The sequence below is a fragment of the Cupriavidus sp. C3SS-1 genome, from assembly GCF_057073755.1.
In genome coordinates this window covers 2488148-2511960 of record NZ_CP172699.1, presented here as the reverse complement: position 1 = coordinate 2511960, position 23813 = coordinate 2488148, and the positions used below count along the sequence as shown (strand labels likewise).

General features: G+C 58.7%; 18 protein-coding genes and 3 pseudogenes. 9 read left to right on the top strand and 12 right to left on the bottom strand.

The window, feature by feature from the left end; all coding sequences use genetic code 11:
• Positions 1 to 19 precede the first annotated feature (19 nt).
• From ACIGJC_RS11685 to ACIGJC_RS11665, 5 genes and pseudogenes are all read left to right on the top strand, one after another.
• A complete protein-coding gene (locus tag ACIGJC_RS11685; protein WP_483708969.1) occupies positions 20 to 814 on the top strand; it encodes a glycosyltransferase family 2 protein in 795 nt (264 codons plus the stop codon).
• Positions 814 to 2316 carry a glycosyltransferase family 4 protein gene (locus tag ACIGJC_RS11680; protein ID WP_483708968.1) on the top strand — a complete coding sequence of 501 codons (1503 nt, stop codon included), beginning with the start codon at positions 814 to 816 and terminating at the stop codon, positions 2314 to 2316. Before ACIGJC_RS11685 ends, ACIGJC_RS11680 begins: the two co-directional genes overlap by 1 nt.
• Positions 2317 to 2495: 179 nt before the next feature.
• A complete protein-coding gene (locus ACIGJC_RS11675) occupies positions 2496 to 3302 on the top strand; it encodes a class I SAM-dependent methyltransferase (RefSeq protein WP_483708966.1) in 807 nt (268 codons plus the stop codon).
• 338 nt (positions 3303 to 3640) lie between these two features.
• Positions 3641 to 3730, top strand: a pseudogene (locus tag ACIGJC_RS11670) (hypothetical protein); the annotation flags it as partial.
• A 331-nt stretch (positions 3731 to 4061) separates the two neighbouring features.
• A complete protein-coding gene (locus tag ACIGJC_RS11665; protein ID WP_483708965.1) occupies positions 4062 to 5141 on the top strand; it encodes an acyltransferase family protein in 1080 nt (359 codons plus the stop codon).
• Positions 5142 to 5281: 140 nt separating this feature from the next.
• Here ACIGJC_RS11665 and ACIGJC_RS11660 read toward each other — a convergent pair.
• Positions 5282 to 5498, bottom strand: a pseudogene (locus ACIGJC_RS11660) (transposase domain-containing protein); the annotation flags it as partial.
• A 173-nt stretch (positions 5499 to 5671) separates the two neighbouring features.
• Here ACIGJC_RS11660 and ACIGJC_RS11655 point away from each other — a divergent pair.
• Positions 5672 to 7241: pseudogene (locus ACIGJC_RS11655) on the top strand (IS3 family transposase).
• A 150-nt stretch (positions 7242 to 7391) separates the two neighbouring features.
• Here the strand turns inward: ACIGJC_RS11655 and ACIGJC_RS11650 are convergent.
• From ACIGJC_RS11650 to ACIGJC_RS11600, 11 genes are all read right to left on the bottom strand, one after another.
• Positions 7392 to 8915: a glucosyltransferase domain-containing protein gene (locus ACIGJC_RS11650; protein WP_483708964.1), complete on the bottom strand. Its 1524-nt coding sequence runs from the start codon at positions 8913 to 8915 to the stop codon at positions 7392 to 7394.
• A gap of 229 nt (positions 8916 to 9144) precedes the next feature.
• Positions 9145 to 10077, bottom strand: coding sequence for an aldo/keto reductase (locus ACIGJC_RS11645; protein ID WP_483708963.1), 933 nt, complete (start codon positions 10075 to 10077; stop codon positions 9145 to 9147).
• A 1-nt stretch (position 10078) separates the two neighbouring features.
• Positions 10079 to 10825 (bottom strand): glycosyltransferase, encoded by a 747-nt coding sequence (locus ACIGJC_RS11640; RefSeq protein ID WP_483708962.1) that lies wholly within the window; start codon positions 10823 to 10825, stop codon positions 10079 to 10081.
• 9 nt (positions 10826 to 10834) lie between these two features.
• A complete protein-coding gene (locus ACIGJC_RS11635; protein ID WP_483708961.1) occupies positions 10835 to 11968 on the bottom strand; it encodes an FAD-dependent oxidoreductase in 1134 nt (377 codons plus the stop codon).
• Positions 11965 to 12987, bottom strand: a complete 1023-nt coding sequence (locus tag ACIGJC_RS11630; RefSeq protein ID WP_483708960.1) for a glycosyltransferase — start codon at positions 12985 to 12987, stop codon at positions 11965 to 11967. Before ACIGJC_RS11630 ends, ACIGJC_RS11635 begins: the two co-directional genes overlap by 4 nt.
• A 231-nt stretch (positions 12988 to 13218) precedes the next feature.
• A complete protein-coding gene (locus ACIGJC_RS11625) occupies positions 13219 to 13617 on the bottom strand; it encodes a GtrA family protein (protein WP_483708959.1) in 399 nt (132 codons plus the stop codon).
• Between the two features lie 134 nt (positions 13618 to 13751).
• Positions 13752 to 14840: a glycosyltransferase family 4 protein gene (locus ACIGJC_RS11620; RefSeq protein ID WP_483708957.1), complete on the bottom strand. Its 1089-nt coding sequence runs from the start codon at positions 14838 to 14840 to the stop codon at positions 13752 to 13754.
• On the bottom strand, positions 14837 to 16096 hold the full coding sequence (locus ACIGJC_RS11615) for a lipopolysaccharide biosynthesis protein (RefSeq protein ID WP_483708955.1): 1260 nt from the start codon (positions 16094 to 16096) through the stop codon (positions 14837 to 14839). The genes ACIGJC_RS11620 and ACIGJC_RS11615 overlap by 4 nt, the downstream gene beginning before the upstream one ends.
• Entirely contained in the window at positions 16093 to 17235 is a 1143-nt protein-coding gene (locus ACIGJC_RS11610) for a glycosyltransferase (protein WP_483708954.1), read from the bottom strand. The genes ACIGJC_RS11615 and ACIGJC_RS11610 overlap by 4 nt, the downstream gene beginning before the upstream one ends.
• A 38-nt stretch (positions 17236 to 17273) precedes the next feature.
• Positions 17274 to 18587 (bottom strand): exopolysaccharide biosynthesis polyprenyl glycosylphosphotransferase, encoded by a 1314-nt coding sequence (locus ACIGJC_RS11605; RefSeq protein WP_483708952.1) that lies wholly within the window; start codon positions 18585 to 18587, stop codon positions 17274 to 17276.
• Positions 18574 to 19725: a glycosyltransferase family 4 protein gene (locus tag ACIGJC_RS11600; RefSeq protein WP_483708951.1), complete on the bottom strand. Its 1152-nt coding sequence runs from the start codon at positions 19723 to 19725 to the stop codon at positions 18574 to 18576. Before ACIGJC_RS11600 ends, ACIGJC_RS11605 begins: the two co-directional genes overlap by 14 nt.
• 254 nt (positions 19726 to 19979) lie before the next feature.
• Here ACIGJC_RS11600 and ACIGJC_RS11595 point away from each other — a divergent pair, with 254 nt between their 5' ends.
• The 3 genes from ACIGJC_RS11595 to waaA are packed head-to-tail and all read left to right on the top strand — an operon-like array spanning position 19980 to position 23732.
• Entirely contained in the window at positions 19980 to 21365 is a 1386-nt protein-coding gene (locus tag ACIGJC_RS11595; protein ID WP_483708950.1) for a phosphomannomutase/phosphoglucomutase, read from the top strand.
• The gene (gene waaC / locus ACIGJC_RS11590; protein ID WP_483708949.1) at positions 21346 to 22443 is read left to right on the top strand and encodes a lipopolysaccharide heptosyltransferase I; all 1098 of its coding nucleotides are present in this window, start codon (positions 21346 to 21348) and stop codon (positions 22441 to 22443) included. The genes ACIGJC_RS11595 and waaC overlap by 20 nt, the downstream gene beginning before the upstream one ends.
• On the top strand, positions 22443 to 23732 hold the full coding sequence (gene waaA, locus ACIGJC_RS11585) for a lipid IV(A) 3-deoxy-D-manno-octulosonic acid transferase (protein ID WP_483708948.1): 1290 nt from the start codon (positions 22443 to 22445) through the stop codon (positions 23730 to 23732). The genes waaC and waaA overlap by 1 nt, the downstream gene beginning before the upstream one ends.
• Positions 23733 to 23813: the final 81 nt, after the last annotated feature.

The following is a 23813-nucleotide window of genomic DNA, read 5'->3' as shown; positions in this document are numbered from 1 at the left end:
CCGGCAGGGAGAAACGAATATGGAAACTTCGCAGAGTCGTATTGAAATGTCCTCAAATCCGACGATTAGCGCCATCATGACCTTTCATGGGGAAAAGGTCCTGGCGAATTTTGCATTGCGGGGTTTTGCCCGGATGAGGCAGGCATCTGAAGCCGTAGGCATTCAAATCGAACTGGTGGCGGTGCTCGACTGCGCAGATGACGAAACCAAGCGGATTGTGGCAGATCACCCCGCCGTCCGCCCAAGCGACCAGATTGTCGAGGTAAAGAACGGAGATCTGGCGTCGTCGCGCAACGATGGCATCAGGCGCGCAAAGGCGCCATACGTTGCTATTCTGGATGGCGACGACTACTACTCGAAGGACTGGTTCGTGTCAGCGCTACAGACGGCAAGTGCAGCACTTGGCAAGGTAATCGTTCATCCGGAACTGACGATCTCCTTCGGTGCTGTCCATTGCGTTGCGGAGACCTTCGACATGGATTCGGGAAGTTATCCACTGGCCGGTTGCATGATGGCACACCCCTGGGTGTCCTGCTCCTTCGGGTCGCGTGATGTCTACCTACGCCACCCCTATCAGCCGACGCATCTCCGTGCCACTGGCTTTGGCTATGAAGACTGGCATTGGAACCTCGAGACGCTCGCCCATGGCATCAGGCATGTCACGGCGCCCAGGACAGCTTTGTACTATCGGCGAAAGGCGTCGTCCATGGTTACCGAAATGGCGCAGAACGGCGCCACCGTGCGGCCAAGTGTTTTTTTTGACGAGCCAGAGAAATGGCAGGATGAGTTTTGCGGAAAGGGTGGAGCAAATTGATGAAGCGGATGGCCAAGAACGTTGTGCGGGCCACGTGGCGGTCTCTGTTGAAGCCAATCGTACGAAAGCTGCCACCATCGATCGGCGATCGGATCGAAACCCTGCTTCACTACACCAAGCTGACTCTGGTCAGTGGCCAAACGATTTCGTTTAGGGATATCGAACGCCACCTGGCCGAGGAAGATTCGGTATTGGATAGGCCGGCTGACAATATCAGTGTAACGGTCAGTCCCATCACACATGGGAAGTCGCCAACGTTGCTGCCTGACTGGGCTCTTGACGACTTGCGCGAGCTTGCCGAGATCGAGCCATCGTTGTATCCGAATCGCGATTATGTCGCGTCGTTCCAGCGGTACGAGTTGCCGCTGAAGCCTGCGGCGGGCGAGCTTTACGCCGAATGCTTCCCGGTGGCCCGCGACTTGAATCCCGACTTAATTATTTTGGTCCCGTGGCTCAAGCATGGCGGTGCGGACCAAGGTGTTCTGCATCATGCGGAAGCGGCCGTGGCAGCCGGGAAAGCGGTGCTCGTCATTGCCACCCTGGACGCCGATTCACCGTGGGCGGATCGGTTGCCGCCAGGTGCCGTGTTCCTGCCTTTCGGACAGATGGCAAGCAGCCTGTCCTGGGCGGAGCAGATGGCGGTTCTGACGCGAATCCTGATTCAGTCATCGGCGAAGACGGTTCACCTGATCAATTCTCCTCTGGGCTGGGATGTCCTGCGCCATCATGGCAAGTCGCTGCGAACGCTGGACAAGCGTATTTTTGCCAGCGTCTTCTGCGACGACTTTGACCGTCATGGGGTGAGGTGGAGCTATGCCGATCTCTATTTCCCTAGCTGCCTGCCATATCTGGATGGCATCTTCTGCGACACCCAGGCCTATCCGGGCGAGTTGAAGAAGCGCTTCGGCATCAGTGCAGACAAGCTCCACACTCTGTACTTCCCTCATGCATTGGATGCTCACGCCCGCTATCGAGCCGGTGCAGTGCGCACGGTGCTTTGGGCGGGACGATTCAGTCGGCAAAAGCGTGTCGATCTGCTGCAGAAGATTGCCGCGGCGATGCCGGACGTCAATTTTGATGTGCACGGTTGCGGTGATAGCCAGGAAGAACGTGATCTTGCCAGTCGTCTCACTGAACTCGGGAATGTCACGGTACGTGGCCCGTTCCGTTCGCTTGATCATCTGATCGAGGACGGAAAGTATGCGGCGTTTCTTTACACGTCGGCTTGGGATGGACTCCCTATCGTGCTGCTGGATGCTACTGCGGCCGGGCTTCCAGTGGTCGCGTCCTCAGTCGGCGGGGTCGCCGAGTTTATTACTCCGGAAACTGGGATGCCAGTCGCGCAGGACGATGTGCAGGGCTACGTAAACGGTCTCAGTTGCTTCGTCGAGGATCCGCACGACAGTCGGCGGCGTTGGGAACAGGCCGAGAAACTGCTTAGAAGTCGACATACGAGGGAGCAGTTCCGATCCGCTCTTGCAGCAATTCCTGGCTACCTTTGATGCCGAGTCGGATTGTTGAGCGATCAATTTTTGCGTCAGTGTCGTCAGATCCTTCTCGTTCTGAGGTCCGGAGTTGTTCAAATCGGGGGGGCAGGGCCTTAAGAGTCCTGGAATAGTCAGCAGGCATTACCTGTTACACTGAATCGAGTGCCACGATCTTTAGATTATTCATGTCTCCCATGGAAAATAATTCCTGTTTGGTCTGCTCCGGCCCATCACTGCCGTACTTCAGCAAGCGTTTCTCAGCCTTCGGTTTGTCTGATGTCGAGTACCTCCGGTGTGTTCATTGCGGCTTTGTTCATTCTAAGACCCATGCCGATATGTCTGATGAAAGTTGGAGCACTCTGAATGCTGCATACCATTCAGGCTATCAGTCTCTTGAGCACAATCCAGACGACCCGCGGTGGCTAGCCAGAATCGATGCGCAAGCGGCGTTCATTTCGGATTCCGCACATCAGGGCCTGATACCCACAGAGCGAGCATGGATCGACTATGCCGCCGGTGGTGGTCAGCTATCCGCCGCATTGCAGAAGGTCAGTAGCTATACGTTGCTGAATTTCGATCGGTATATGGAATGTCCTGAACCAGCTCTGAAGACTGCACCCATTGCCGGGACGTTCGACTTCGTTATTTCCACATCCGTGTTCGAGCATCTAAGAAGGCGAGAAGATCTGGATGCAATCAACGCGCTTGTTTCTCCAAATGGGGTGATGGGTTTGCATACCTTGGTTCGTGAAGAAATCCCCGCGGACCCTGAGTGGTTTTATCTGCTTCCAGTTCATTGCTCTCTTTTTACAAACAAGAGTATGGAGGTGCTATTCCGTCAATGGGGATATCAATGTTCCATATATGATGTTGAATCCCGTCTGTGGCTTTTCTTCAAGCGACCATTTGAAGAAATCAAGGAAATAGTCGATCGGGGGAATAATAGAGAAGGTAAAGAGGACTACCTATTAAAGCAGGGATTTTTAGATTATTGGAAGTAACGGCTACGAGAAGATCGAAGAAACATCCCGTGGAATCCCTCATCGACTTCCCAGGGGGGCTCCAGTGGAGGAGATGGCGCGTCCCGGATTGGTTGTGGCCGTCCGATGCTGTGCCGGGGACGATGCCGTTTTCAGGGCCATGTTTGGCCAATGCGTCCACCGAGGAAGGTTCGCGGCTCCGATGAGAGTTGTATGCCAGCATGGATCGATGCTCCGGCGCCGACAGAGTTGCCGCGGCGTCGCGAGCACGACGCGCTACTCTTGGCAAGCGACTGGACTCAACTTCCTGACGTGCTGCAGGGAACGAAGACCGATGGGCGCTATACCGGCAAGCTTTACGCGATTTTCCAGAGGAGCCCGGGTTTCCTGAGAGTGTCTCTTCCTGGCTGCGCCGGCTAGAGGGACTCATGTCGATGTCTGTGCTGTAATGCGTTTCCGGTGAAGGTTGGACCGAGTGGAGATGGCGGATAGGAGCGTCACTGCGCGCCAACTGCAAATCTTCTGCAGAACGGCAAAGCGAGCGTCTGTTCGTTCTGTAGCTTGTCCGGCATAATTGCTGAAGGTGGCATATCTAGAGGCTATGCCGGGCGAGTCCTTTGTCGATTACGCGCTGCGGCTCCCATCCTATTCAACCGTCCAACTAGCATGACCGTGGAGGCTCTTTGATTCTCGAAATCTGGCCGGTAACACGCTATTAGGGGCGCAAGGGGCGCACCCCGCGATAGAATCGCACCAAGAAAAACGCCGAAAAGTGAATCAATGTCCACGCTGGGTGCCTCATTTGGAGCGCGAGCACGCGACTCCGAGAATAATTTCCTGTTTCTACGGCTGTTGGCCGCCTCGCTTGTGGTGTACGGCCACGCGTTTGCAATGGCTGCACCCTGTGAAGGCTGCTTCGATGTAGTTAGCAAGTTTCTTGGCTACCGCTACTCTGGCGATATTGGGCTACACATATTCTTTGTGATTAGCGGATTTCTGGTGTTCGCCAGCTATGACAAGCGACGCGACTTGGCCTCGTTCGCGAGGTCAAGGGCGCTTCGCCTGTTTCCGGCGCTTCTTGTCTTCCTTGTCATTCTGACGCTGGTGATTGGTCCGATAGTCACGAGTTGGTCGATGACAGACTATTTTGTCTCCGCTACGACGCGGGTTTTCTTCATCAAGAACGCGTCGTTATATTCGTATGCGGCTGATTTGCCCGGGATATTCATGGAAAGTCGGTTCCCGTTGGTTGGCGCGGGAACACTATGGACGCTTGGAATAGAGGCGAGACTCTACCTGATCGTTGCGTTGTTTGGTACGTTTGGCATCATAGCGACACGAAAGGCTGCGAATTTGTCTGTAGTCGGGCTGATCCTCGCGACGGCGCTCTTCCCTGAGCATATTCTGTTGGTTGGGAGCAATCCTAATCATCTCCGGGTGGCTGCATTCTTCGCGGCAGGTTCACTGTTCTACATCAATCGGGATTCAATCCCACTGAATGGTCAAGTGATGGGGTTGCTGCTGGTGGTGGCTGCACTATCGTATCGCACAACGAGCTACGAGTTGGCGTGCGGCGCGGCGATTGCCTATGGCGCGTTTTGGATTGCTTTCGCCAAGAAGATTCGTATCCCGAAGTTCGTGCAAGACTATTCTTATGGGATCTATCTTTACGGCTGGCTGGTTGAGCAATTGATTCATATGTGGTGGCCAAGTGCTGGCCCCTACAAGATGGCGGCAATCGCTCTCCCTGCATCGTGGCTATGTGGAGCCGCATCATGGCAACTCATCGAGCAGCGATGCCTATCTTGGAAAACCAAGGCACGACGGCGTGATAGCCACGCGAATGCACTAGCCCACTGAAAGTTCTATCTAGCCACCTTCGGGTGGTTCTTTTGTGCCCGCGGCGTGCTGGCATTTTTATTTCCGGAGTTACAACATGTCCGTAACCGTCAGACAATCAGCGTTCTTGACGAGGGGATACTTTCAGGCTGCACTCTAACCTAATCCGCCACAGCCCATAGCGGTAGTTCGCTACGCGATTGACGGGGTGTTCGGCAATGCGAGCAATGACGTGTCGGAGGTAAGCTTCAAGATCGAAATCGAGATCGTTCAGCTTGGCTGGCGCAACAAGTGTATAGACCGCGGCGCGCCACACTTTCCACCACTGTCGGAGCCGAAGTGCAGGAAGTTCTTCCGGCCGAGTGCGACTCCTCCCAGTAATTTGCGTCCAAAGTAGTCTTCGCTAAATTCTGCTGGAGACGACTCGGGATACATTCGCCTTGCACGTTCACGGTCATCGCCAGGCTGCTGAAGCCGTAGCGCATGCCCCCCGCGGCAGAATAGATGTCGCCCCGATAGAATTTGAACCCTGGGGGCGATGAGAGAAAGAAGTGGCTCGTTACGGGAAGGATTTCAAGGACCGGGCGGTAGCGCGGTTGTTACCGCCGGAGAGTGCGGCGGTGGAAGTGGTTGCAAGGGAACTGGGTGTGGCAGTGGCCACGCTGGAGCGCTGGCGTGCGGACGCTATGTCCATGCCCGCTCGCGAGCGGGCATGGACAGCGGCCGCCAGGTTTGAGGCGGTGCTGGCGACGGCTGCGATGGACGAGGCCAGCAAGAACGCCTGGTGCCGTGAGAACGGTGTGTATCCGCAGGAGTTGGAGCAGTGGCGTGCTGCCGCCACGCAGGCGCTGGCGAGCCCGAGGATGCGCGCGCCACCCCTCGCGAGGCGAAGGCCGATCGGCGCCGCATCAAGGAACTCGAACGCGAGCTGCGCCGCAAGGAGAAGGCGCTGGCTGAAGCCGCCGCCCTGCTGATACTCTCAAAAAAGCTAGAGGGCATCTTCCCGAAGGACAAGGACGAGGACGCATGATCGGCCTGGAAGATCGCCACACGATGGTCCGCCATATCGAAACCGCGCATGCAGGCGGCGCTCGCCTGCGCCTGGCGTGCGAGGTAGCTGGCATAACCGTGCGCACTCTGCAACGCTGGAAGGCCCACGAAGGCTTGGTGGTCGGCGATCGCCGCCCCGAGGCCGAGCGGCGCACGCCCGCGCACGCGCTGAGCATCGAGGAACGCGAACGCATTCTGGCCGTTGCCAACGAGCCGCGCTTCGCCGACATGCCGCCGGCGCGCATCGTGCCCATGCTGGCCGATGAGGGTGCCTACCTGGCCAGCGAATCGAGCTTCGGTCGGGTGCTGCGTGCCCATGGGCAGACCCGCCATCGAGGACGCGCCAAGGCACCGCGCCAAAGCCGTCCGCCCACCACGCACGTGGCCACGGGGCCGCGCCAACTGTGGTGCTGGGACATGACGTATTTGCCGGCCGAGGTCGCCGGGCGCTGGTTTTATCTGTACCTCATCCTGGACGTGTACAGCCGCAAGATCGTGGGCTTCGAAGTCCATGATCGCGACGACGCCGACCACGCGGCGCATCTCGACAAGCGTACGGCGCTGGCCGAGGGTATTCATGCCATGGCGGCCAAGCCGGTGTTGCACGGAGACAATGGTGCCAGGCTCAAGGCCACCACGGTGCTGGCGATGTTGCACTGGCTGGGCGTCAAGCCTTCGTACTCGCGTCCGCGGGTGAGCGACGATAATGCCTTCGTGGAAAGCCTCTTCCGCACGGCCAAGTACCGGCCGGAGTTCCCGTCCAAGGGCTTTGCCGATCTGACTGCGGCGCGTACCCGGGCGGCGCACTTCGTCCACTGGTACAACCACGAGCATCGACACAGCGGCATCCGCTATGTGAGTCCGGCACAGAGCCTTGCCGGACAAGATGAAAAGATTCTCGCCGCGCGCCATGAGCTGTACGCCAAGGCCCGAGAGAGCAACCCGCGTCGCTGGTCGCGCCACACGCGAGATTGGTCGCCAATCGGGACGGTCACGCTCAACCCCGAGCTCGAGATTGCCGTGCCCACCTGTATCAAGCCAGGCGCGGAAAACCAGCGTTTGGCTGCATGAATGAGGCGACATCTACCTTGACGCGCGCCGCATGTAGGGCGTCATACTCGAGCTTGCCATCGAAACAACCGCCACGCCGCCACATTCGATGACAAGCCCAGACGGATGCGCATGTTCGTAACAGGCGCTGCCTATCCGTCGGTAGAGCCTTCAGCGCTTGAGGCAAACAATGGCTAAATCCCCAACGACTGCTACCGCGTCAGCTTGCGGCCATGGATGATTCTTTCGGCAATATTCCTTGCCGACCGTGACTTGGTCCTTCGTGGCATTTTCGAAAGTGTAGCCAGAAGCTTCTGTTAAAAGACGCGTTGAGTAACCGGGGTAGAAGGCGGACATATTCATATCACCCTGAAGCGTCCTTAGTCGTGCGGGATAGTTGAAAATCCCGTCCTCCAGGAATATATATCGAACGCTCTTGAACTCCGGTATCGCCTCCAAGCGGTAAATAATGCGGTTCGCTTGCATGCGATCCCAGATGTTGAGTCGCTGCTGATCGGAGAAAATTTGATTGTTAATTACAATAAAGCCAAATACGAGGAAAAATGCGGGGAATTTGATCGCAATGCGTGCGAGATAGTTTTTCGAGCTTTGTAGAAATGAGTTGGCGATCAATAATAGGATGCCAATTGCAAAAGGAATGTGGGCGATGGCGCGAGGGACAGGCCACCAATCCTTGAATGCGATGATAATTCCTGGTGCTAAGGGAACTAAAAGGGAAAGAGCTAGCAGCGCAATGCTGGCATCCTTCAAGCGGGAAGCCGAATTCTCTGAATTCAGAATTCGTCGGAATATAATGCATATAGCCAATATTAGAAGAACTGCGATGGAAGCCTTCACCCAACCTGGAACGATCGGTTCGTCCATCCATCCAACTCTCTGAAACAAGGCGAGAACCTCCCAAATGCGTGCATGAACACTGCCGCGGTCCAGGAAGTTGGCCCTACCCGTGGGGGTAATCAAACCGAGATACTTGGATAAACTTAGAGCGAGGAGAAAAATTATCGCCGATATTGTGCTAACAACTGTGAGGGTAGTAACACGTGCAAGATAGGTGCTTCGCCCTATTAAAACGTCAACCCTGGCATCGTCGAAAAGACGGCCAAAAGCAAATGTAAAAATTATCGCTATTGCGAAGTAATTCAGGAAAGCCTGATACGTAAATAGCATCCCGAGCACTGCTGCGCAAGATAGAATTCCATTGATGAGGGAAGCAGGACTTCGGGCTGCCATCTCCAGCGCTAGAATGGAAAACAACAATGCAACGCAGTACCCGGGAAGCACCATGCGGAAGGTCAGTGTTTCCGCAAGATATGGATGTGTAACAATTAGGGCTCCGAACAGAGCCGCACCGGGCAGTTCCGCGATGCCGATAAAGCGAAACATTGAAACGACAAAGACCGATTGAAGGAATATCGTTAGCAATCCGAATGAAAATTGAAGATCTGCTACATTCGCCCCCAACGAGTCGATCAGCCACACAACAAATGCCATAATAACGCGGCCCTGGGTGGCGAAGCTATCAATGTCGTAAGGCGTAACTCCGGTAGTGTATAGATAATCGTCCACGGATAATCCGCGAAAAACAGCGCTGCCTTTTGCGATTAATCCGATAACAAAAATAAGGAAGACTAGCCTTCGCTGTGTTTGGCTAAATTCCAGCGTTCTTTCGGTCATCGTTTAAAATCCTTGAATCAAAAAAAGCAGTGGGGCGGGCGTCGCTTGATGGCTTGGGTCCAAAGCAAAACTTCTCAGCAAAGGATTTAGGGAAGCACCACCGACACTGCCGCACAGCGGAACAGCTTTATTCATTCTTTTTTTCGGACATGCCACGTCGCGTAAGATCTTTGCTATCTTAAGCCGGTTGGCAATCCCAAGAATTTGCGGCTTTAGGGATGAAAGCCACTTACTTCTGAAGGTTCGATTTCAGTTCTTGAAGCTTCGTAAGATCGATGAGCGTCGACTCGGATTCCAGTTGTCTCCAATACTGAATCGTCGAAATCAACTGATCCAGATTGCTGGGTCCGATAATTACCCCTTTCAAATTTGGATTATGATAGCTGCAGAAGAGCGCTAATTCATTGATGTTCTTGGGGCGGGGTAAAAATCCGTGGTTTGATTTCAGTAGTACAGAAATCTTTTCGACGAGTTCGTCTGGTCGCCTAATCGCCCGCAGCGTCAGGGAGCCGTGCTGAGACTCAGATTCGATCTTTACGCCACCCATATTTATTCCGTAGGCAAAATAACGAGCCAACGGGAAATACTTTTCATACGAGCGACGTGCGGAATCTGAGAGAAAGTTCTCCTTTACCTGAATGCACCATTTGGAACTCAAATCGGGCGCCGCTTTTAAATAAAGATCGGGATGCCGGATTCCAGATAATCCAATGTCGTAATCTGTGTCCAACAATTCGTGCATCACATCAACGGTTTGTTGGATAAGCGCTACGTCGTGGTCGTTGTCACCTCTGTTATCCCAATGAATAGATATCCCGTGAAGGAAATTCCCCAGTTTATCCTGAAAATAGCTCACGGTCCGAAGAATGTTGTCTCGGCTCAGGTCGACGTTGTCGCTACCTGAGTTATCTCGGGCGCCTAGTTTAAGGAGAACCCTTCCATCTTCACCTCCGCGAGAGGCCATAAAATCCGCTAGCCAATTGGCAGCCAGCCCAAGATGGCCGGGATTGTTGCTTATTGGATAATTGGTTGCTGTGTCGATTAGAGATCCTCCTTGAGATAGGAAATAATCGAGCATCTCTGAAGCATGGTCGCGGCTTACGCCCCATCCCCAAAGAGCGGTCCCAAGTATAAGGAGCTTGTTATCTGGCTTGGTGGTCATCTCAGATCAGCTTTGCGCGCTTCGGCAGGCGACTACGAAGAAGCTTCATGGCCTTTAGGTATTCCCAAGACAACCTTAATATCTTAACTTTCGAATTAGGGTCATCCGTCCATTCGACCGGCAGGTCCTTAATCCGATAGCCCAGATAGTCGCCGGTCACCAGAATCTCTGTGGCAAAAAACCAGCCATCGCTCTGCGCACCAGCAGCCATCAACCTCGCCAGTCCGCCGTGCTTGAGAAACTTGAAGCCACACATGCCATCAGTGAAAGTCGTCTGGAAGACGCACTTTACGATCATATTGAAGCTGCGACTCGTAAAATTGCGCAATGCCGAGCGACCAATCACGCGAGCCCCCTTGGCGAGCCGGGAGCCCGTAACGATATCTGAGCGATCGGCGCACAGCTCTTCCAACGCTGGGCGCAGGTAACGCAGGTCCGTTGCAAGGTCGAGATCCATGTATCCCACAATCTCCGCTCCGGACTTCAACCAGGATGCCTTAAGTGCGCGGCCAACTCCTCTTTCCTCGAGTCGCAGATAGCGAACCATTTGGAATTCTTCCGCAAGCGCCCGTGCGATGGCTGGAGTGCCATCTGTCGAGCCATTGTCTGCGAGTACAATCCGAATGGTACCAATATCCGCGAGCTCACTCTCTACAAAGTGGACAACTTTACGCACCTGGACGGCGAGAGTATCTTGCTCATTTAGTATGGGTATTGTTATGTCAACCGTGCTTTTCATTTTTTTCATGCATCTGGATTAGTTGGGCTGCAAGATTTCCTGATCGAGTTTCTCAAGAACGTCATATATATTATCGATCTTTCCGCCCAGTACTGAAAAACACCCATCCAAGCCAGGGTGTGTCTCGAAAAGAATGGGTCTTCCGTCATCGCCCTCGTTCTTAACCAGTACGGTTTTCACTTCAAAGAGCGAGTCGACATACTCTGCATCCAAGATCGCGGGCAGATACCTGCCAACGTCCCTTACCATTCTATCTACGCGTGTTTCGCGTTCATAAGATGCCAGCTTCCCATATGGATCCAGCCCCGGCGCATCTCTCCAGTGTATATGGGGGGTGTAGCGAACGTGCGAGAGTGTGTGTAGGTCCCGGGCGGGGAAGGGCATCGTCGAAAAGAAGGGCCCATCCATTACTGTAATGCCGACTTCGCGCAGAAGTGGCGGCATCCTCATAAGCGCCATCTCCGTTATTTCATGCTTTAAGCCGGTCCGAGTGCCAGCGTAGTCACCAATCAATTGGTTGATGCCGCTGTAGGAACAGTTAAAAACATAGCGGGTGGTTTCGATATGAGTTAGCCCTTCGGGATCTTGCAGGGCGACCAATAGCCCCCCTTGTATGCTTTTGGAAATCCCAGTTGCCCTTGTTCGCAGGCGAACCTGAATGTTTTCTTCGCGAAGTTCCTTATCCGCCCAAATCGCCAGCTTAGTTGAATCGAAGGCATACTCTTCAACCTGAAAGACTTCCTCGATCAAGCGAGGCTCAAAAAGAGCCCGCAGCGCCGGCTGAACAGGTTGGGTTTTCGCTCCTATTTCACGGCAGAAACGTTCGAACTGCTTTGCCGTGACCTTGGAGTTACGGCGCGCAATCGCATATAGTTTGGTGAAATCTCGTCTGACCGCTTCAGGCCAATCGCGCACAAATCTGGGGAGATTGATTCGACTTCGGTATGCCGTTGTAAAGCTGCGTGGATAATGATAGCCGTTGTGTACCCGTGCTTGATTGTTGTAGGAAGCACGGGATAGCAATTTCTGCTCCCGTTCCACAAGAAGAATTCGCTTTAGACCTTTTTGTTTGGCCAGATAGATCGCGATTGCGGCGCCGTAGAATCCTCCGCCGATGATGATCGCCTCCCAGTTGTTGCCGGTGCTCGTCATCCGGCAACTCGACTGGAATTTATAGAGGTAGTTTTATGTGACACCAATTCTTCGATATTGAGTTTCTCACGGCGCGTCATTCGAGCGCTGGTAAACTCTTGACCGATATAGTAGGAGGGGCCATCGTTGGAAAGTTTGGCGACATGTAGGATATATTCGCCAAGAACCAACAAAACTATGGAGATAAGAAGAAACATACCCGACTGCTGGAGCGATAGGCTGACCCATCCTGGTGCGACATTTGCCTTGAACAGCCCGCTGGCAACCACATATATTGAGTAAAGCAAATTGGAAATGGCGCCAAATAGAGAAAGCGTCGTAACCAGTCTCATGGGGGCTCGTGTCGTGGAAACGAGCAATCGCATGCCTCGGTCGATGCTTTCGCCAAGTTTTTTGGGGTGCGAACTGCGCGGCGTGGAGCTGTAATCAAGGTTTACGCGTGCGAAACCTCCTGTGGCCGGCAGGTGACGATAGGTCACCGCGGGTTGCGGATGCTGAAGAATAAAATTAATTACCCTCTTGCTAAGCAGCCGATACTGAGGTGCTTCCTTGGCTAAATGGATGCCGTTGAACGACTTATAAAGGGAATTAAAGATTGAAAAGGCGCCTCTGTAGATCAGGCTTTGTGGTGGCCTGTCTAGATTATGTGCAAAAACTACATCGACGCCGCTTGCGGCTTTCTCCATCATCTCCGGGAGAAAGGAAATATCATCTACCAGAGGGTCGATAACCGCCACGAAGTCTCCTAAAGCATTTTCCAGGCCCACCCATGAGGCTGTATCAGTGTCAACCTCCTTGGTGAGTGCATAAACCTGCAAATTGGCCAAGCCACGCTCGCTGGTGAGTTCCTTCAGAATAGAAATACTATTATCCGTGGATGCATTGTCCACAACGATCAATTCGTAATCGCTAACCAGGGCCGAGACGCGCTCGGCGGCGTCTCGTAAAATATCTTCGATCTGCGTGGACTGGTTTTTCATTGTGTACACGACAGAAAGAAAAACTGGGAAGGGTGTCATTCTTGGAGTTCCTCGGCGCTCAGCACATTAGGGAAGCGTGTGCTTTGTCAAATGGTCATTCATTATAATCTTGGAGAGGAGGGCCGTCACGCTTGATCGCGGCGGTGAGAGCCGATTCCCGGCCGCAACACGGCTCGGAATCTGTGCGGTAGGCTCAAGGGTGAAGTGATTCAAGGGGCGCTAGGGTGCCTGCCAACTCTTGAGAACGAGGCTGTTCGGAGGCCCCTACTGTTACCGCGCTTTCCTGAACAATAAGTATTTCGTTGTCAAAAAGTTAACCCCCATACCTGCCAAGCTGCCGATCGCGACTGCAAGGACTGGGTAATCGATCACCACGCCATGGAGCATAATCGCCACGGCATAGGCAGCATAGTTCACTACGCCTCCACCGCACATCAACGCGAGGTAGCTTGCATACTCGCGAAGCAAGGATTGCCCCGAGCCGTGTCGTGCGAATGTGATGGTCCGGTTTACGATCCACGTTGCCGTTGCCGCGGACAGGAACGAGACGACACGGCCCCAATATAGACCGATATGATCCTTAAGTAGGTAAAGAACGGCGGTATCGACCAAAAATCCGACGGTCCCGGCGAAGATAAAAAAGAAGAATTCTCCTGTTACTTTTGTCATTGGCTTGATTTTTCCTCTCGTGTCGCTGAGATGGACACAACTAAGTCGCCTTGTATTCGGCTGGGGTGCGCTTTGCTGTCTGGATTTATTTGGGAGGCAGAATTGATATATCCCAGGGCAAAGGGAGGGCACATTCAATCCCATATGCGAGGCAGTAGAAAGCTCCACCTTCTGGCTATGCTTGGCAAAGCGTAGACCACGACCCTTCTCTTTCCTCTTGCCGCCATCTCTTGAATCTCACCCCCACCTCGAATCACATACAACAACCCTTCAGACAGCGCTTCGCAGGTGTCCACTGCCACGATCGCCGCATTTACTCCATTCTCCAATAACTCCCTCGGACCGCTCTCACAATCCGTAGATACAATCGGCAACCCAAACGCCATCGCCTCAATCAACACCAACCCGAACCCCTCATACCGCGAACTCAGGCAAAAGATCGAAGCTCCGCGATAAGCCTCCGTAGCATCCTCACAGATCCCAGGCAAGCCGACACTATCCTGCAACGCAAGCTCTTCAATCAGCGAGGTCAGCGCTGGTCGTTCTTCACCTTCCCCATGGATGACTAGCTTCCAATCAGGCGCTTCCCTTGACACGCGCTGCCAGGCCCGAATTAGTACATCAAATCCCTTGGCATGCACCAGCCGTCCCATCGCCAACACAGTCTTGCTCGTCCGCGGCGCCGGCTCTTCCGGATACGGAAAGGGCAGGGGATTGGGAATGGCAACAACATGGCTGCGCGGATGCAGCGCTGCTTCCCAACGTTGCCGGTCCCGCTCGGTGAGCACCACGACATGTTTGCAATAGTGCGCGGCCAGCCGACGTGCAAATCTTCGGGCCCGCTTCCCCAGGTCTTCGTCGAAGTGACAATGCTCCCATGCAATATGCTCAACACCCAGTCCGATGGTGGCAGGCAGGGCGAACAGCGCTAGCATGGTGTCGACTTGCACCAGTACGTCAATTTTCCTCTCGCGGCAGTAGCGGCGAATGCCTGCGACGGTCGCAAGATACATCCGCTTGAACGACGGACGTTGCGCGAACAACGCCTCATGCCGCACGGCAGGATGCAGCGCAAAACAACTCTGTTCATCCCACAGGCTGAGAATGCTGACGGTGTAGCCTGCATCGGCCAGCGCATTCGCAATGACCGCCGTCACCCGCTCCGCTCCTGCCATCGCATTCAGCGTTCCCGTCAGGAAGCAAATATGGCAGCCTGCGCTCATGCTTTTGCCCCGCGCGGTGCCGGTGAGTTTTGCTCCCGACGTAACCAGAGACCGATGCCGAACGCAATTGCGAGCACGTTAGCCACGGCATACCCAAGGATCGCACCGCGGGCACCGAGGCGCGGAATGGCAATTATGTCGATAACGACGGTGGCGACAAACATTATGCCCCACTTGATAGCGATCAGCTGGGGCCGGCGCATGTAGACGGGCAGCAGGGTAAGCGCAACGTCCGCAAATACCAGGCTGGACGCCAGCGCCGCAAGCTGCAGCAGATGTGCCGCGGACGCGAACGCCGAACCATAGAGCAAGTGGATAATCCAGTGCGCAAGCGCGGCAATGATGATCCCGCCGCCAGCACCAATGACCACCATGCCAAGCGCGATTCGCAGGATATTTCGCCGGGCCATGGCCAGCGTCGGCTGTACATAGACATAGATCGGCGCGATGCCCGCAGCCAGTATGCTGGCCACGGTCACGAAGTTGTCCAGCACCTGCATGGTGGCCGCATAGGCGCCAAATTCGGACAACGGGACAAGAGGCTTGAGCAATAACTGATCCACGCGCCGCGAACCCATCATCAGCATGAAGCTCACCCAAAAGAGCGCGCCATTCCTGAACAACTCTCGCGCTAGTCCGGCATCGACTGCGACACGCGTCTTGGGCGCTTGGGCCAGATAGAAAAGTGCCAGCATCAGGGCGGCGAGGACCGCCTCCATTGCGATGGCCGTGGCATAGGCCGGCACGCTCTGGATACCCATCCAGAAAAGCAATCCGACGCCGATTGCCTTGACAACCAGCGAGGTGATATTAATCACGGCGTTTGGGCGCGACCGCGTATGGGCCTGCATCCAGGCTGTAACGATGCCCGATGGCTCGCGTAGCAGGACCGCGATACCGAGAACCATCGCCGGTACCCAGATTTCCGGTCCTTGCCCCGTGATCAGCATGAAGGCGCCAATCATCAGATACGCCAGCACCGCCGCCCCAAACCGCAATCCAAACGCATGCACCACCAACCGATGCTGCGCCACCGGATCGGTATTTGCCACCAGCCGCGGAATAACCACCTCGCCGCCGCAGATCAGCGCCACCGATGCCGCGATGTACGCCACCGCCTGCGCATACTGGAAATGCGCGAACCCTTCAGGCCCCAGCCCGCGTGCCAGCATGGCCACGATGCCGATGCCGCCCCCGACCTGCAGGCCGCGCTCCATCAGCATCCACGCGAGATTGCCCGCGACCTGCCGTTTCATCGGACAGGCTCCGGTATCGGGCTGGCTGCTACGCCGGCCAGTTCTGCGTAGCAGGCCACCCATTGCCTGGCCACTGCCTCCAAGCTGAACCTGTCCAGAACGCGTTGCCGGCGGGCCGATTGCTCCTGCGGCGTGCCCGCACCGGCCGCAACGGCGTGGCGAAGTGCATTGGCCAGCGCCGCGATGTCACCGCGGGGGACGATTTCGCCAGCCTCGCCGAGCAATTCGGCTACGCCCGCCGCGTCAGTGGCGATGACCGCGCAGCCGCTCGCCAGCGCTTCCCCGATGACCACCGGCATGCCTTCGATCCGCGAGGACAAGGCGAAAACATCAGCTGCGTTCAGCAAGGCGGGTACGTCGTGGCGCATGCCCAGCAGTGTGACCGTGCTTTCGAGCTTATGCCCACGGATAGCCGCCTGCAGCTCACCAAGCATCGGACCTTCACCGACGATGAACAGGCGCACGTCCGTTGCCGGCGCAGCGGAATCAGTTTTGCGCGCCAGCCGCTCGAAGGCTTCGATCAGGACGTGCTGGGCCTTTTCGGGTACCAGACGGCCGACATTGATCACGACTCGCGTGCTTGCGGCCACGCCTAATGCCGCACGCGTGGCCAGCCGCCGTGCCGGGTCCGGATGGAAGACGGCGGCATCAATGCCGTTGGGCATGACGCGGATACGCCCCGGCTTCACGGCACCGGCCGCGATCATTGCCTGCCGCGCTGCTTCGCTGACATGCGTGGTCAGCGCCGCCCAGCGATCGGTCAGGCGATAGGCCAGCATGCGCGCGCGTCCACCTTCGCGAGCGCTATGCGCGGAGCACAGCACGGGCGGAGCGTTGGTCAGTGCTGCTAGGGTCCGTGCCGCGAGGTTCGCGTGCACCATATGGGCGTGGATGATGTGAGGCTGCCATTGCCGCACGAAGCGGTTCAGCCGCCATAGCGCCAGGGCAAAGGACGGTAGATGCTTGCGCATGCCAAGGTTCACGACGATTGCGCCCTCTGGCAAGGAGACCTCTTGTCCCGCCGTCAGGCTTACGACCGCCACCGCATGCCCGTCGCGCAGGAATTGCCGGGCGAGCCCGGCAACCTGTTGCTCCGCGCCACCCATCTTGAGGCCGGTGCAAAGCAGCAGTATTCGCATGGGCCGTGGTGTGGGAACGCCAGTCGATGCTCGTACTGTCACCGCGCACCGTAGCCGGTCAGGATCGTCTGCATCGTCTTCACTGCAATCAACAGGTCCAGCGCAAACGAGCAATGCTTGACGTAATAGAGGTCGTAGCTGAGCTTGGTCACGGTCTCCTCGCGCGTGCCCACATAGCCTTGCTGTACCTGCGCCCAACCGGACAGGCCCGGCCTCACTAGGTGGCGATAAGGGTAATAGGCGATGGTGCGCTCGAAATCCTCCACCATCGGAATCTGTTCCGGGCGCGGACCGATCAGGCTCATGTCGCCTGTCAACACGTTCCAAAGCTGCGGAATTTCATCGAGCCGGTACTTGCGGATGAACCGACCGACGCGCGTCACGCGGGGGTCCTTGCGTGCCGCGAACTGCGCGCTGCCCGAGTTGTCCACAGCCATGCTGCGGAACTTGAACATGGTGAAGGGCTTGCCCAGCAGCCCCGCCCGCACTTGGCGGAATAGGGCCGGTCCGGGCGATTCCAGGCGGATGGCCGCGGCCACGGCCAGTGCGAGCGGCAGCGCCAGCGGCGCCAGGCACAGAACCGTGCCGATATCGATGACGCGCTTCAGGTAGCCATAGAAGTAATGCGCCGCGTAATCATCCAGGAAGTTCTCGTCGATGTGCGCCAGGCCCACGCGGCCGGTCAGCATCTCGCCAACGCGCTCGACTGAATAAATGCGGACATGGCTGAGCTTGAACTGTGCCAGCGCGCGCGTGCGTTCGGGGTCGGCGGCGGCATTCCGGTCGAGCATCAGGCCGTCGCAATTCACCGCTTCGGCGAGCGAGCTGATGGGCTGGAATCGGGTGCGGCCGGCTGGCGCGGCGCCGGGCATGGCCAGCACGGCTTCGAGTTGCGCCAGCGCGGCTGCGTCCGTGTAGCCAAAGACCGGTACATAGTTGCGCACGAAATGCCGGTAGCCAAACCAGAGCCAGGCGAGCGTGGTGAAGTACGCCAGCAGGAAGGCGCCGCGCGAGTACTCGATATGGAAGCCGGCAAATACGAACAGCAAGGCCGCGAAGGGCAGGGTGGCGGCCAAGCCTGCCAGGCTGTTGCCTTCCATGGCGGGCAGGTGCAGGGAGCGGTGCAGCAGGACGAAAGCCGTCAAGTAGGGGGCGATTGACCAGAGCAGCGTGCGGTTGAAGACGTAGGTCACGAAGCCGGCGCGCTGTGCCAGCTCGGCGAGGGCGATGTTCATGCCGAACAGCAGCAGCCCGAACAGGGCCCATGCCAGCATGCGGCTGGCGCGTCGGATGGTTTCCGAGCCGGTGGCGCGGGCGGCCGGGGGCCGGCGCAGGCTGTCAGTTTTGTGCATGGCGTTGTCGTGCGGACGCCCGGTAGCGCGGCGCGCTGGCGAGCGTGTCCTGATAGACGGCCCAGGTGGCCTGGATCATGCGCGCCAGACCAAATTGCTGTTCCCAGCGCAGGCGCGCAAGGCGCCCAAGCGCCTTGCGCCGCGGCGCGTCGGAGGCCAGGGCTTGCAACGCACGCACCAGGGTTTGCGGCTCATTGTCTTCCAGCAGGATGCCACAGAGGCCGTCGTCGAGCTGCTCGCGGATGCCGGGCAAATCGCTGGCGATGACGGGCAGGCCTGCCCGCATGGCCTCCAGCACCGACAGTGGAAACGCCTCATGGTCCGATACCAGCACAAAGACTTGCGCGGACGCCAGCAGGCCCGGGACGTCATGAATACTGCCCGGCAATTCCACGTGCGCCGCGGTCATGGCTTGCGCCCGGGCCCGGATGGCGGGCAGTTGTGGCCCTTCGCCGGCGATGACCAGTTCACACTGAGCAAGCCCCGCCTGCCCGAACGCTTCCAGCAGGACGTCAGGCCGCTTGGGGCGCGCAAAGCGCGCAACCATGGCGATGCGCCGGAGCGGCGCGCCCGGGCTGGCGCCCTCCGCCACGTCTGCCAGACCATTGCGGATGACGCACACGCGTGAACTGGCGATCGGCAGGGCCCGCGCGAGCTGCCGCTCGCCATCAGCTACGCAGATCAGCCGGGTGGCCAGCGGTGCGAGCAGCCATTCCGTCACGCGGGCCGCCAGTCGCTGGCGCCAGGGCGCTGCGGGCTTGAAGGCAAAACCATGTACGGTATAGATCACGGGAATGCCCAGCATCCGGCCGGCCACGCGCCCAAGTGCGCCGGCCTTGGCGCTATGGGTGTGGAGGATGTCCGGCGCAACCTGGCGCAGTGCCGCCTTCAATTCGCGCAGGGCTTGCACAGCCCGTACCGGGGAAAGGGCATTATCCAGCTTCCGCAGGCGCACGACGGGGATCCCCGCCGACTGCGCGGTGGTGAACAGGTGACCATCCCCGCCCGCCAGCAAGGTGACGTCAGCTTGCTGGCGCATAGCTTGCATCAGGTCTGCCACATGCGCCTGCGCACCGCCGATCTCCGAATTCGTGATCAGGTAGGCAATGCGCGGGCGGTGGGCGGATGTGGCTGACAAAGGATTCCGGGCAAACGGGAACGAGATTGCCGTGTCGAAAGGCAGATAAAGGCTCGCCTCGCGACCCGGGCCGGGGTGCCCATCAGCAAGTGCGATCACGCCGCCGAACGGCACAACGGCGCGCATTCCGGGGCGGCGGCGTGATTATAGCGCCGGCTATCCTCGCGATCCGGCAAAATAACACCTTTGGCGCGACGAGCGTCCCGCAAGTCGGGATGGCACCGGCCAGCAGAATCTGAAAACTGGAACCCGCTATGCAAATCGATCCCAGCATCTTCAAAGCCTATGACATCCGCGGCATCGTCGGTAAGACGCTGACCCGCGACGTGGCCCGCCTGATCGGCCTGTCATTCGGTTCCGCGGCGGCCGAAGCCGGCGAGAAGGCCGTGGTGGTCGGCCGCGATGGCCGTCTCTCGGGGCCCGACATCATCGGCGGCCTGGTCGACGGCCTGCGCGCCGCGGGCATGGACGTGATCGACCTCGGCATGGTCGCCACACCGATGGTCTATTTCGGCACGAATATCGAGTTGGGCGGCGTAAAGGCCACATCCGGCATCATGGTCACGGGCAGCCACAACCCGCCGGACTACAACGGCTTCAAGATGGTCCTTGCCGGCAAGGCGATCTTCGGCGAGCAGATCCAGGCACTGCGCGAGCGCATCGAAGCTGGCAACTTTGCCAGCGGCGCCGGCGGTTACCGCCAGTACGATGTGCGTCAGCAGTACCTCGACCGCATCAGCAGCGACGTCAAGCTGGCCCGCCCGATGAAGATCGCCCTCGACGCCGGCAACGGAGTGGCCGGCGCCTTCGTCGGCGACCTGTTCCGCGGCCTGGGCTGCGAAGTCACCGAGCTGTTCTGCGATGTGGATGGCAATTTCCCCAACCACCACCCCGACCCCGCCCACGTCGAAAACCTGCAGGACCTGATGCAGTGCCTGCGCGATACCGACTGCGAACTGGGCCTGGCCTTCGACGGCGACGGCGACCGCCTCGGCGTGGTGACCAAGGACGGCCAGGTCATCTTCCCGGACCGCCAACTGATGCTGTTCGCCGAGGAGATCCTCGGCCGCAACCCGGGCGCGCAGGTGATCTACGACGTCAAGTGCACCGGCAAGCTGGCCCCATGGATCCGCCAGCACGGCGGCGAGCCGCTGATGTGGAAGACCGGCCACTCGCTGGTCAAGGCCAAACTAAAGGAAACCGGCGCCCCGATCGCCGGCGAGATGAGCGGCCATGTGTTCTTCAAAGACCGCTGGTACGGCTTCGACGACGGTCTGTACACCGGCGCGCGCCTGCTGGAGATCCTGTCGCGCCATGCCGACCCGAGCGCCGTGCTGAACGCACTGCCTAACGCCAACAACACGCCGGAGCTGCAGCTCAAGTGCGCGGAAGGCGAACCGTTCACGCTGCTCGACAAGATCAAGGCCAACGCCAAGTTCGATGGCGCGCGTGAGGTCATCACGATCGACGGCGTGCGCGTGGAGTACCCCGACGGCTTCGGCCTGGCACGCCCGTCCAACACCACGCCGGTGGTGGTGATGCGTTTCGAAGCCGACAACGACGCCGCACTGGCCCGAATCCAGGCCGAGTTCAAGCGAGTGATCCTGGCCGAAAAGCCTGATGCCAAGCTCCCGTTCTGAGCAGATGCGTGAGGTGATGGCCGCTCCGGCGGCACCGCACGCCGTGACGCAAGCGGCGCCGTTTGCGTTGCCGGCCAATCCGCGCATCCTGGTAGTCAAGGTCTCGTCGCTCGGCGATGTGGTCCACAACATGCCGCTGGTCCACGACCTGCGCGCGCGCTGGCCCGGCGCGCAGATCGACTGGGTGGTGGAGGAGGGCTATGTCGACCTGGTGCGCCTGCTGCCCGATGTGGCGCGGGTGATTCCGTTTGCGCTGCGGCGCTGGCGCAAGCGCTTCTGGCAACCCGCGATCTGGCATGAGATCGGCGAGGTGCGTGATGCGCTGCGCGCGCAGCGCTATGACGCCGTCGTCGAAAGCCAGGGACTGCTGAAAACCGCCGTCGTCGCACGCGTGGCGGCTCGGGCCGCCAGCGCGCCGATCATCGGTCTTGGCAACCGTACGCAAGGTTCTGGCTACGAGCCAGCCGCGCGCCTGCTGTACACGAATCCCGTCAGCGTTCCGCGCCAGGCGCATTCGGTGCGCCGCTCGCGCCTGCTTGGCGCCGCGCTGACCGGCATGGCACCGGCCGAGCCGCCGCGATTTTTTGGCGAGTCGGCGCGTTCACTGCACGTCGATGACCCGATCTGGGCGCAATTGCCGGCGCGCTATGCGGTGTGCTTCCATGCCACCGCTGGCGCGAAAAAGAAATGGCCAGTGGCCAACTGGCACGCCCTCGGCCAACGGCTGCAAGCCGATGGTCTGGCCATGCTGCTGCCCTGGGGCAACGATGCCGAGCGCCGCGCCGCGCAGGAGATCGCCGCCGGTGTGCCCGGCGCGCAGGTGTTGCCGCGCTTTTCCGTGATGCAGGGCTTCGGGCTGATCAATCGCGCCGAGGTGGTGATCGGCGTGGATACGGGGCTTGTCCATATCGCCGCGGCGCTGTGCCGTCCGACCGTGGAAATCTATACCGCCACCTGGCGCTGGAAGACCGAAGGGTACTGGTCCGAACGGATCGCCAACGTGGGCGATGACGGTGTCGTGCCCACGGTCGATGAAGTCTGGCAGGCGGCTTGCCGCGTACGCGGGGCAGGGGCCTGATGCTGCGCGTTCTGTACAGCCTGCTATGGCTCGTCATCCTTCCGCTCGCCTTGTTGCGGCTGTTCTGGCGCGGGCGCAAGGAGCCGGGCTATGTCCGCAACATCGGCGAACGCCTTGGCCTTTACGGACAGCTTCCCGCGCAGGGCCCATGGCTGTGGGTCCATGCGGTGTCCGTAGGCGAGACCCGCGCTGCGCAGCCGCTCGTCGAGGCCTTGCTGGCCGCCTATCCGACGCACCGGCTGCTGCTCACGCACATGACGCCGACGGGCCGGCAGACCGGCGCGGAGTTGTTCGGCAAGGAGCCGCGCATCCTTCAGTGCTACCTGCCCTATGACCTGCCGTGGCTCGTGGGCCGGTTCCTGCGGCATTTCCGGCCGGCCGCGGGCATGCTGATGGAAACCGAGGTCTGGCCCAACGTCGTGCATGGCGCGCGCCGTGCGGGCGTGCCGCTGTTCCTCGTCAATGCACGCCTGTCGCCGCGCAGCTTCCGCCGTACGGCCCGCTTCGGGCGCGCCGCGTCGGCCATGTATGCGGACTTTGCCGGCGTGCTGGCCCAGACCAGCGGCGATGCCGAGCGTTTCCAGGCCCTTGGCCTCGAAGCGGTGCAGATCACAGGCAATCTCAAGTTCGATATGCAACCGGCGCCAGCGGGCATCGAGCGCGGCCATCGCCTGCGCCAGGCGTTCGGCGGCCGTGCCGTGCTGGCGGCGGCGAGCACCCGGGAAGGTGAGGAACCGCTTCTGCTGGATGCGCTCTCGCGCTGGGCGCAACTGGGCGGCGATACGCCAAGACCCGCCTTGCTGCTGATACCGCGCCATCCGCAACGCTTTGGCGAAGTCGCGGCCATGGCGGAGCGCGCGGGTTTCTCGGTCCAGCGCCGCAGTGCGATGGATATCGACAAGCTGGCCGCCCCGATCACCGCTGACATCGTGCTGGGCGACTCGATGGGCGAGATGGCGATGTACTTTGCCGCTTCGGACCTGGCCTTTGTCGGGGGAAGCCTGCTGCCGCTCGGGGGACAAAACCTGATCGAGTCGTGCGCAGTGGGGACGCCTGTGCTGGTCGGCCCACATACCTTCAACTTTGCCCAGGCGACGGAAGACGCCATCGCGGCCGGTGCCTGCCGGCGCGTGGCGAATGCCGACGAGTTGATGCAGGCCGCGGCCGGGCTGCTAGCTGATCCCCCTGCGCTCGCCGATATGCGCTCGCACGCCCGCACGTTCGCTGGTGTGCACCGCGGGGCGACCGTACGAACGCTGGCAGCGCTGGCCCCAGCGCTCGGTGCCTGAGCCGATCGGGAATTCGCAGCAAGGCCCCAGGCTCTAAGGGGCATTAACCTGGCGCGCCGGTCAGTCGGATGACTGGCTGGC

Coding starts and splice junctions, on each gene's coding strand:
- ACIGJC_RS11650 (WP_483708964.1), bottom strand. CDS start 8,915: ATGACCGAAAGAACGCTGGAATTTAGCCAAACACAGCGAAGGCTAGTC.
- ACIGJC_RS11620 (WP_483708957.1), bottom strand. CDS start 14,840: ATGAGCGCAGGCTGCCATATTTGCTTCCTGACGGGAACGCTGAATGCG.
- ACIGJC_RS11625 (WP_483708959.1), bottom strand. CDS start 13,617: ATGACAAAAGTAACAGGAGAATTCTTCTTTTTTATCTTCGCCGGGACC.
- waaA (WP_483708948.1), top strand. CDS start 22,443: ATGCTGCGCGTTCTGTACAGCCTGCTATGGCTCGTCATCCTTCCGCTC.
- ACIGJC_RS11680 (WP_483708968.1), top strand. CDS start 814: ATGAAGCGGATGGCCAAGAACGTTGTGCGGGCCACGTGGCGGTCTCTG.
- ACIGJC_RS11640 (WP_483708962.1), bottom strand. CDS start 10,825: ATGAAAAAAATGAAAAGCACGGTTGACATAACAATACCCATACTAAAT.
- ACIGJC_RS11675 (WP_483708966.1), top strand. CDS start 2,496: ATGGAAAATAATTCCTGTTTGGTCTGCTCCGGCCCATCACTGCCGTAC.
- ACIGJC_RS11685 (WP_483708969.1), top strand. CDS start 20: ATGGAAACTTCGCAGAGTCGTATTGAAATGTCCTCAAATCCGACGATT.
- ACIGJC_RS11635 (WP_483708961.1), bottom strand. CDS start 11,968: ATGACGAGCACCGGCAACAACTGGGAGGCGATCATCATCGGCGGAGGA.
- waaC (WP_483708949.1), top strand. CDS start 21,346: ATGCCAAGCTCCCGTTCTGAGCAGATGCGTGAGGTGATGGCCGCTCCG.
- ACIGJC_RS11610 (WP_483708954.1), bottom strand. CDS start 17,235: ATGCGAATACTGCTGCTTTGCACCGGCCTCAAGATGGGTGGCGCGGAG.
- ACIGJC_RS11665 (WP_483708965.1), top strand. CDS start 4,062: ATGTCCACGCTGGGTGCCTCATTTGGAGCGCGAGCACGCGACTCCGAG.
- ACIGJC_RS11605 (WP_483708952.1), bottom strand. CDS start 18,587: ATGCACAAAACTGACAGCCTGCGCCGGCCCCCGGCCGCCCGCGCCACC.
- ACIGJC_RS11630 (WP_483708960.1), bottom strand. CDS start 12,987: ATGACACCCTTCCCAGTTTTTCTTTCTGTCGTGTACACAATGAAAAAC.
- ACIGJC_RS11645 (WP_483708963.1), bottom strand. CDS start 10,077: ATGACCACCAAGCCAGATAACAAGCTCCTTATACTTGGGACCGCTCTT.
- ACIGJC_RS11595 (WP_483708950.1), top strand. CDS start 19,980: ATGCAAATCGATCCCAGCATCTTCAAAGCCTATGACATCCGCGGCATC.
- ACIGJC_RS11615 (WP_483708955.1), bottom strand. CDS start 16,096: ATGAAACGGCAGGTCGCGGGCAATCTCGCGTGGATGCTGATGGAGCGC.